Here is a 9,032-nt window from a genome sequence, read left to right on the forward strand (position 1 = left end):
TGATCAGGCTCTCCGTCACCTCCAGCTCGAGGTATCTGGCCTCTAGGCCGCTGTCCTTCAGTGCATTGACGACACGACTTATCAGGTTTCTTTCCCTGAATTGCCGTGCCGACACATTCACGCAGACGATCAGGGGCGGTAGACCCGCGTCCTGCCAGGCCTTGTTCTGCCGACAGGCTTCGTGCAGAACCCAATCGCCGATGGGCACGATCAAGCCTGTCTCCTCGGCCGTCGGAATGAAAATGGCCGGTGACACCGTGCCTCGCGTCGGATGCTGCCAGCGTATCAACGCCTCAACCGCGAAGATCTGCCCCGACCGAAGATCAATTTGCGGCTGATAGAGCAAGGTGAATTCCGAATGGGCCAGCGCGTTTCGCAACTCCTCCCGAAGGACGAATTTTTCATGCGCCCGGGTGTTGAATTCGGGAGCATAGAACTGAAAATTGTCGCGGCCGAACTCCTTCGCGCGGTATAGCGCCGCATCGGCATTGGCCAACAGCGTCTCCGAGGTCGCCCCATCCTTGGGGTAGTTGGCGACGCCGATGCTGGCCGTGGCACTCAGCCGATGTTTTCCAAGTTCAATAGGCTCCGCGATCACTGCACGGATCTTCTGCACTATCTCGGAGATGAGCTCGACGCTCGCCGGCTGGTCGAACAGGACGACGACAAATTCGTCGCCGCCAAGCCGCACGACTGTGTCGGTTGCCCTGACGCATTCGACCATACGTCTGGCGACCGTCTTCAGGAGTTCGTCTCCGGCGTTGTGGCCGAGCGTGTCATTGACCAGCTTGAAATTATCGAGATCTATGAACAACACGGTCACCCAGCGGCCATAACGCTGCGCGTAGAGGACCGCCTGCGAGAGCCGGTCCTCGAGCAGGGCGCGGTTAGGAAGACCCGTAAGCACATCGTGGCTGGCCATGAAATGTATCTGGTCTTCGGCCAGCTTGCGTTCGATGGCGATGCCTGCAATGTGCGTGGTGAAATCGATGAGCCGGGACTCGGCCCCGGTCGGCGCTCGCACCGTCATTGAGTACATCGCAAAGACGCCCAGCACGGTTCCCTGATGCGACAGGATCGGTGTCGACCAGCATGAACGATAGCCGTATGGCGCCACGAGTTCGCGATAATCTTCCCAAAGCGGGTCCTGCATGATATCCGCGACAATGACCGGCTCGCGCCGGTAGACGGCGGTTCCGCAGGATCCCACCTTGGGGCCGATGGTGATGCCGTCGATGGATCTCGTGTAGTCTTTCGCCAAACTGGGCGCTGCGCCGTGCCGCAAGTGGCTGCCTTCCTTGTCGAGCAGCAGCACGGAACCGGATATTCCCTGCAATTGCAACTCGACGAGGCGTAAGAGTTGATCGAGCACGTCTTCCAGCGGAGCGCTCCTTGCGATCATTTCAAGTATGTGCGCCTGCCCGTCCCGAAGCACGTCCGCCTGCTTGCGGGCGGTGATATCGTGGGCGATGCCGACCAGGCCGAAAATGTCGTTTTCAAGGTTGCGCAACGGCACCTTCGTCGACGAAAACCACTTGCCGACGCCCGAAGCATCGACGACGAACTCTTCCTCATCAATCATCGGTTGCCCGCTCTTGACGATGTTCTCCTCGATCCGGCGAAAATTCTGTGCAAGTTCCGGGGCATGGAGATCAAAGTCGGTCAGACCGATCATGTCGCTGGTCTTTTCCCGGCCACTGTCGGCCGCAAGGGCGCTGTTGACCACGACGAAGCGGCTTTCGGCATCCTTGACCCACAGATAATCCGGCACCAAGTCAATCAGCGTCTGAAGCGAGATGCGCTCGTCGACGATCTGGCGACTGGAGATGAGTTCGGTAATGTCCTCATGCGTGGCAATCCAACTGCTATCGGGCATCGGCTGATGGCATATCTGAATTGACCGGCCATCAGCGAGGTGAGCGGTCCAGATTTTCGAAGCTTTGCCCGAATTGACCGACCGGGCCATTGCGAGATAGGCGTCGGCGGGCATGGCGGACGTCCCAGCGGCCACGCGGCGCTCGACGATTTCGCCCAGCGCCAGGCCCGGCCGCAAGTCATCGGGTGCGATGCGGTAGATTTCCGCATAGCGGCGGTTGCACAGGATCAGCCGTTCATCGGCATCGAAAAAACAAATGCCCTGCGAGATATTCTCGATCGCCGTCTCGAACCGCAGCGCCTGGCTTTCGAGCGCTGCGATCGTGGCGCGAAGCTCGCGCTCGAGCGTTTCGTGGGAAGCCGTTGCCAGTTTTGCGAGCGTGGCCAGATCGGCCGGCTCGCATGCTTCTGCTCCTCGCATTGACGATTTCGTGGCCAACAGAGTTCCTAGCACCCAAAGAAAACGTGAGTACATGCTGTCCAAAATGTACTAACTATGTATTAAGCACCCCATCCATCTTGGATACCAGAGTGGAATAGCCGCCTTTTAGTCATTCCTCCCGAGCCTTGCGTCTTTGTATTTAGACGCATCCTAATTTGCGGCCTCGCAAATGTCGCCGGTCGAACTTGAGCCTTTTTGTACAAGGTCCCGTTCGTGGCTATCTGTCCTCACAGCAGTTCGAGAATCAGTATAATCAAAGCAATCGGCAAGAGCGCTGCTTGGTCAGTACTGATACGCCATAGCGAAGTCCAATGGCACTCAAAGGTCTACGCCGACTAATAACAAAAGAGCTACGACGGGGGAATTTGTGTCAGCAAGAATGAACTTTGTCTCTTATTTCACAAGACTGATCATCCGGCCGGCATACATCTCGCGATTTCCTAGCAGGGCCGCACAGTCCGTTCTGACGGAGGAGTTTCCCGTCATCTGCACGGTCTTGCCGACAAGCCTCAGACAGTCGCCCTGGCCGCTCATGTCGGAGTTTCCGGCATAGGAAATGGGCGCGTCGGGCGCATAGACGAATCCGCTGATTATGGAATTTGCGGCGCCATTCAGCGTCAGGGCGGAGGTGTTCCCGTGGTCCTGGAAAATGGTGATACCGGCATAGGGTCCGCTGGTGGGCGGGGAAAGGTCCACCGTCTCATTGGCATTTAAGTAGATCTGCGAGCTTTCCATGAGGAATATGGTCACGCCCTGGCCGGTCAGGCTGCCGTTTCCCCCAGGCTTAATGGTGGTGCCGCGCAGGATGTAGACGCCCGGGTCCAGCGTGATGTTTCCCGACAATGTCTTGTCGCAGTAGGTGCCGGGCGACAGCGTGTAGGTTTTGCCGTTCGGGACAGGCAGGCACAATGTATAGGGGGGAGGGACGACGTCGGCCAGCGGATCAAAAGACGCGTATTGATGTTCGAGCGGCGTTCCGCAGGTGAGACTTGCGCTGGGTGGCGAAATCCCGGAAGTGCCGCCGACGGTCGAGACGCAGCCCGCCGAAACCAGCGCGGAGCCGCCCCTATTGACGGAATCGGACGCGTCCGAGTTCGCGGCGATCACGCAGCTGCCCATCGAGACATTGGTCGAGCCCTGCAGGTTCACGGCGGCGGACGCATGCGGATCGAGCGCCAGCACGCAGGCCTCAGCGCCGGGCTTTATCTTGACTGAGGCCGAGCGGTGGGCCTGCCAGGAGGCCGACTCGCCGATGAAGCTCGGTCGGCTGATGCTGGACGACACAGAGATGTAATAGGCGCTCGGGTTGCCGCTGGCCGCGGCCTGGAAGGCAGAGACGCTGCCCGAATATTCCTGCTGGTCGGCGGCGCGCATGTTGGCGGCGAAGAACGTCAGCCCGAGCTGCTGCACGTCGCCCGCCGTCATGCCGGGCGCATACTTCGTGCCGACGGCAAGCCCCGCCGCGTCCAGCGAGTTCTGCAATTGCGCGGCGTCGTCGCTGGTGCCGACCAGATCGATGGCGCCGGCCACGCCAATCATCAACGGCAGTATGGCTACGGCGGTGGCTACGGCGAAGTTGCCGCGCTCCGAAATCCAGAAGTCTTTCAGCGTGAACATCGCCCCTCGCCAGAATCTGCCAAGCTTACGTGATACGCCGATCTTCTCTATGTATTATTTCCGGAGAAGGTAAAATTCTAATATGCCTGCCCGGTGTTTAGCCAACATCGAGGCCTTCCATGGCTCAACCCTTGCGATCGAGAGCAGCTTAGCAATCGTCGGGCAAACGGCGCAGCCCGACAGTTTAGCTTCAGAACCGCGAGACCGTGCCCCGTAGGCCGAGTCCAGGTCCAATATTCTTGGGTTCAACAGCTTGCTCGCGACATCTTACAGCCTAGCGATTGCCGTCCTGGCGCTTGAGCATGATATCGAAGCGCTGCAACCATAACGGACATTCTTATTTTTGATCCGAGCCTCAATCCTGGCCGAACTTGTAGCAGTCGGTGGAACTGTCGAACTCTAGACCTAGCAAGCTCGCCGGATCGATGCCACTCTATCAGCACAGGCGTTCGCCATTAACTCGCCTATGCGCTACTCACAGTTTTCGCCGAATGACGTCGTCCCGCAGCATCTCATTGCCTAATGGCAGGTCAGCGACTGGTCAGGCTTCGCCTGCGCACGCGACTGACTTCTGCAGCAGCTTGGTGGGACCTCGTCAGGGGGTTATCCGGGCGAGTCGCGTCCGGCTTGCCGAGCCCGGTCCAAGTTTCCGCGACTAGGTTTGCTCTCCGACGAACATTTGGGTTCAAAAGAAGAGCCCGCTGCCGGGGTTCCCGCAGCGGGCTCAGGAAGTGCTTGGCGGTACTCAGAACTCGACCGCTCGATGCATCTTTGCAGCCAATCCTGAACAAAGCCTTCAATCAAATCCTTAAGAGTGTTGTCATCGTTGACCGCATGATCGGTACAACCGAATGTGCAGTTTCCGACCACTCGTCGGGTGTGGATGGAAAGCGACTCGCAGGATTTCTATTAATCCTCGCTTGTGCGGAGATCTGCTGGAACGCCGTTCACACACGCCGCATAGCCGGCAATGTATCCATCCCATGCTGGTCCCGATCGCCTTTTTCGTCGCGACCTTCCCAGCTCTTCCAGCCTGCAAACTGCAGGATGAGATGGTCTACCGGAATCGCGTGGGTGGCCGCAGCCGCTGACAAGACGTGGATTGAGAAGTCGCGCTTCCCTGGACCCGTTATGTGCAAATCAGCCGGCTGGCGATCAATTGGCGCGGCCTGTGGTCGGCATCCTCGGACCATACTCCGTCTAGCCGGATCGGGTTATCGCATTGTCTGTCCATTGGGACGGGCGAGTCGAAGGATAATGAAAATTCGAATCAGTCTGTTCGCCACTTCGATCGGCGTGTGCCGTGGTATGCGAAAGTCGCCGCTGTCGCTACATACGCGCTCAGTTCGATTGGCTCAATCCGGATTTCGTTCCGGAGCTTTGCTATACATCATGATGCAGCGCGGCGCCCCACTTGCGCTCAAACCCGTTCCGATACCGTTGATGCATGAATTCCGATAAGAGGCAATCCGGCGCGAACCAAACGCCTTATCGTACACGCCGGGCGCCAGGATTGATTGTTTGGTGTTCGGCAAGAATTCGTGGCTGGCGCGCCGACAGTCGGCAAAAGGATTGGCAACGGGCAAGGCTTCGGCGTGCTCGCGAGCGTCGTCAGACACCACTCGCAACTGAATCGTAGCCCGCGCTAGCCCACGCAGCACCGCTCATCTGATCGATACCGGAGCAAGGGCGCGCGAAAGGCTCGCCTCGCCCTTGCCATATACGGAGGGATCGTAATTGACCAGCGTGTCGGTACGAGCCGTCTTGAGCAGATCGTTGGTAATCTGCGTGGCGGTCGCCTTGGTGAACTTGCTGCCGATGATAGCGGCGTAGCCGGAAATGATCGGCGCGGCGAAGGAGGTGCCGTAAAGGCCGGTCTTGTCCCCCTCGACGCCAACCACCAGGAAGTGGCTCTGCACGAGCGGGTTGGAGCCGGCGTAGTTGGAGTACCAGGCTAGCTGGGCCGGGTTGGACGTCGTGCCGTTGGTGGACAGCGCGCCGACGAAGATCGCTGAGGCTTTGCCGACCAGAGCGAGGTCGAGGTAGTCCTGCTGACCATCCGTGACGCCGCCGACGGCGACCGAATCGTTGCCGGCTGCCTTCGAGACGACCGCCGATCCCTTGGTGGCATAGGAGATGATCGAGGCCTCCTCCGGAGCCCAGCCGATCTGGCTGGTGCTGTAGCCCTGGGGAGCATACATGCCGTAACTCAGGTTGAGCACGTTCAGACCGGTCGCCAACTTGACGGCCGAACCCGTCGAGAAGTCCTTCGACCTGATGGTCGCCGAGGGAGCAATCATGCTGGCCTCCTCGCGGGTCCATTCGCCGTGCCGCTGATATTGCACCCCAAGGCCGAAATTGCCGGAGAAGCGCGACGAACTGCTGAAGTCGTCGACGACGGTAATCGTGACACCTTTGCCCTTGTAGCCTTTGGCCCATGCGGCGCCGACGTCGGGGCTCATCCAGCTCTGTATGGGTTGCGTCGTCCGTGCGGCGGGGATCGCCGCGCTTACGCATATGGACCCGCCGCCGTGGCAGAGCGCGGCCATCTCGTCAGCGTCGAAGGCTTCCTGCGCCGACGCGATCGGTGCCGAGAGAATGGCGAGGGCGGCAACGACACCGAACCTCCAACGATTATGTGACATTTGTGACCCCTTATCGAAACTAGAACGGACGATGGCGAACTTCGGACGGTTAAGTGACATGCGTGGCCCTCTGGCGATCAGAAGGTAACACGGTAGCTAAGCCAGAGATGCATGCGCTCCGGTTTAGCGTTAACCAGATATTTCAATGTTTGCTCGGGCGGTGTCTCGCCCGCAGCGAGCCGGCAATTGACGGTGTAGGTGCCCAGATCACCGTAGTCCGCGCTGCAGGTCCGTTCGGTGAGGTCGCCGCCGAAGGTCGTGGTGAGCGACATGGCAAGAGTGCTGCTCGCAGAAGGATGCGTCTGCGTGAGGAAGCCAAGCTTGAAGCTAGGGGCGATCCGATATTTGTCGCCGCGCTCTCCCGTTCCAAACCCCCACAGGATGCCGCTATCCTCCGTGATCTGGGTCAGCAGGTCCATGTGCATGTCGATCCAGTTGGTATGGTACCATTTGTCGAATGATACCCAGGTTCCGTCCTGCAGCTCATAACCGCCGGCCCGGAGGCTGCTCGCACGGTCGCTAAGTGGCGAGCCCTGATGGATGGCGAGTAGCGATGTCGTAAAATCCTGGGCACTTGCTGGAGACGTCCCCAGCAACGCGGCCAGCACGAGTGCTATCCGACGGACAACGCGTCGATTGCCGGACCCTTCACACATGCCCGAAACACCTCGCCCCACGTACCCCGGACCCGCGCTCGGCGGCGCGTCGCAGCCAAACTGCGCATGTGTGCTCGCCCGCGCCAGCCGCCCAGCTACCGGATAATCCGGTACGACTGGCACCACTATTGCCTGAGTGGTGTTACCGCAGGGTTTATCTTCCGCTTAAATAACAATTGAATTTAGAATTGCCTCAACGCATCGGATATTCAGCAAGGTCAAGAACGTCGCTCACAATGAAGTCGGGCGCTTCGCCGGCCGTCTCGGTAGGGTCGTCCACAGCTCTCTCCTCAATCGGCACCGAATCCGATCATCAATGGGCGGCTTGCCGGGGAGGCTGAGCCTTGATCGTTGGCCTTCAGCGAAGTGCATCGGCCTGATTCTCAAACGTCTGCAGCATTACCTTGCCGCCTTCGGCAATGCGAACAGTCCACTTGGCGTCCCATGACTGGCACGTCACCAGGTTCGCCGGCACCTTTCCAGCCCTCCCATTGCCGACCCAAGATAGGGCATGCGGCCAAGCACGACCAGCCAAACGGCGGCGGCGATTGTTTACGAAAGCCACTCCTGAACCCCGGCTGAACGGTGCCTTCAGCTTCGGTTCGAACGGCATCTCCTAAAAAGGAGCCGTTCAACTCGCGGCCCGTCCGCCAAAGGAGACGCTCTCATGATCCGCAATTCTTTCTTCGCAACCGCGCTCGCCGCTATTGTCGGTATCACCGCCGCCGCCCCGGCCACGGCAAACGACCTACGCATCGAGCAATATGGCTGGTCGAACTCAGCCGGCGGCGCTCAGAACGGTTTCAGAAACCGTATCCGTGTTTACCAGAACGGCCGCTTCAACAAGGTGATCGGCCAGCAACGCGGCCGCCACAACCTTTCGGCCATCGGCCAGGCAGGGGTCGGCAACTATGGCGCCACCTATCAGAACGGCAACCGCAACGTGGCCGGAGTCGGCCAGTTCGGCTCGAACCATACCACCGTTCTGACGCAGGACGGGAACGGTAACATTGCTGCCGGCGTGCAGGTGGGCCATGGCTGCGATGCCAATGTCAGCCAGGGCGGCAGCGGCAACGTTGCCGCCTTCGTCCAAGCCTGCCCCTGAATCGGCTGCCGACCAGGCGGCCGCGGAATGGCCGCGGCCGCGGCTAGCGAACGCCAAGGAGACGAATCATGCCACGCCTAGTCAAACATCCCCGTCGCGTCATCGCAGCACTCGCCCTCTGCTCAGTCGGCGCAATGGCGACTATGGCCACCGCGGACCAGTCACTTGGGCCGGTGCGCTGCGAGATCCGCGCCACGCCGGACGGCGGCATGGTCTTGCTCGAAGCGCTTGCCCATACGGACAGAAACGTGAGCGGCACCTATTCCTTCCATGTCGAAAGTGCCGGGCGCACCGGAGGCACCAATATCGAGCAGGGCGGCGCCTTCAGCGCCGCGCCCGGCCGGCCTGCCACCCTTGGCATCGTCACGCTCGACGCGAAGGGCGGCGTCTTCGACGCCAAGCTCGAGGTGACCGTCGGCGGCAACAGCATTAGCTGTGCCGAGCGGCTCGGTGGCGCAACCTGATCATCGCCAAGTTTGCTAAAAAGTGCGTCGGAGTCGGCGCCCTTTTAATGTGCCAGGCCGGGGAAAAACGATTGAATGACAGCTGAACGACGGGTTCCGCCAGGGTTCAATCAGAAGGTTAGTTAGTCAAAGGCTGAGACGGCCGGAAAATGGAGACTAGGATGACCCATATGTGGACGTATATGGACCCCGCCCGATTGCAACAGGTCGGCTAGATCAAGATCGTCG

6 protein-coding genes are annotated in these 9,032 nt (G+C 59.8%); 2 read left to right on the forward strand and 4 right to left on the reverse strand.

The genetic code is table 11. The annotated features are described in order from the left end of the window. The 4 genes from DH08_RS00425 to DH08_RS00440 all read right to left on the reverse strand — a co-directional run. Nucleotides 1–2,296 (reverse strand): diguanylate cyclase domain-containing protein (locus tag DH08_RS00425; protein WP_246800628.1); only part of this gene is annotated, 2,296 nt, incomplete at its 3' end. 414 nt (nucleotides 2,297–2,710) lie between these two features. Beyond that, complete coding sequence (locus DH08_RS00430; RefSeq protein ID WP_192177384.1) at nucleotides 2,711–3,934, reverse strand: TadE/TadG family type IV pilus assembly protein; 1,224 nt, start codon at nucleotides 3,932–3,934, stop codon at nucleotides 2,711–2,713. A gap of 1,664 nt (nucleotides 3,935–5,598) precedes the next feature. Next, nucleotides 5,599–6,579: a S8 family serine peptidase gene (locus DH08_RS00435; protein ID WP_192177385.1), complete on the reverse strand. Its 981-nt coding sequence runs from the start codon at nucleotides 6,577–6,579 to the stop codon at nucleotides 5,599–5,601. Nucleotides 6,580–6,656: 77 nt separating this feature from the next. After that, the gene (locus tag DH08_RS00440) at nucleotides 6,657–7,187 is read right to left on the reverse strand and encodes a hypothetical protein (RefSeq protein ID WP_345892320.1); all 531 of its coding nucleotides are present in this window, start codon (nucleotides 7,185–7,187) and stop codon (nucleotides 6,657–6,659) included. Between the two features lie 715 nt (nucleotides 7,188–7,902). On the opposite strand from DH08_RS00440, the gene DH08_RS00445 reads away from it, so the two are divergent. Both DH08_RS00445 and csgH read left to right on the forward strand, forming a co-directional pair. Next, a complete protein-coding gene (locus DH08_RS00445) occupies nucleotides 7,903–8,340 on the forward strand; it encodes a curlin (RefSeq protein ID WP_192177387.1) in 438 nt (145 codons plus the stop codon). 68 nt (nucleotides 8,341–8,408) lie between these two features. Then, nucleotides 8,409–8,804: a curli-like amyloid fiber formation chaperone CsgH gene (gene csgH / locus DH08_RS00450; RefSeq protein ID WP_192177388.1), complete on the forward strand. Its 396-nt coding sequence runs from the start codon at nucleotides 8,409–8,411 to the stop codon at nucleotides 8,802–8,804. The last annotated feature ends 228 nt before the right edge of the window (nucleotides 8,805–9,032 follow it).

This window comes from Mesorhizobium amorphae (assembly GCF_014843845.1).
Lineage (GTDB): Bacteria > Pseudomonadota > Alphaproteobacteria > Rhizobiales > Rhizobiaceae > Mesorhizobium > Mesorhizobium amorphae_A.

Coding starts and splice junctions, on each gene's coding strand:
- csgH (WP_192177388.1), top strand. CDS start 8,409: ATGCCACGCCTAGTCAAACATCCCCGTCGCGTCATCGCAGCACTCGCC.
- DH08_RS00445 (WP_192177387.1), top strand. CDS start 7,903: ATGATCCGCAATTCTTTCTTCGCAACCGCGCTCGCCGCTATTGTCGGT.
- DH08_RS00430 (WP_192177384.1), bottom strand. CDS start 3,934: ATGTTCACGCTGAAAGACTTCTGGATTTCGGAGCGCGGCAACTTCGCC.
- DH08_RS00435 (WP_192177385.1), bottom strand. CDS start 6,579: ATGTCACATAATCGTTGGAGGTTCGGTGTCGTTGCCGCCCTCGCCATT.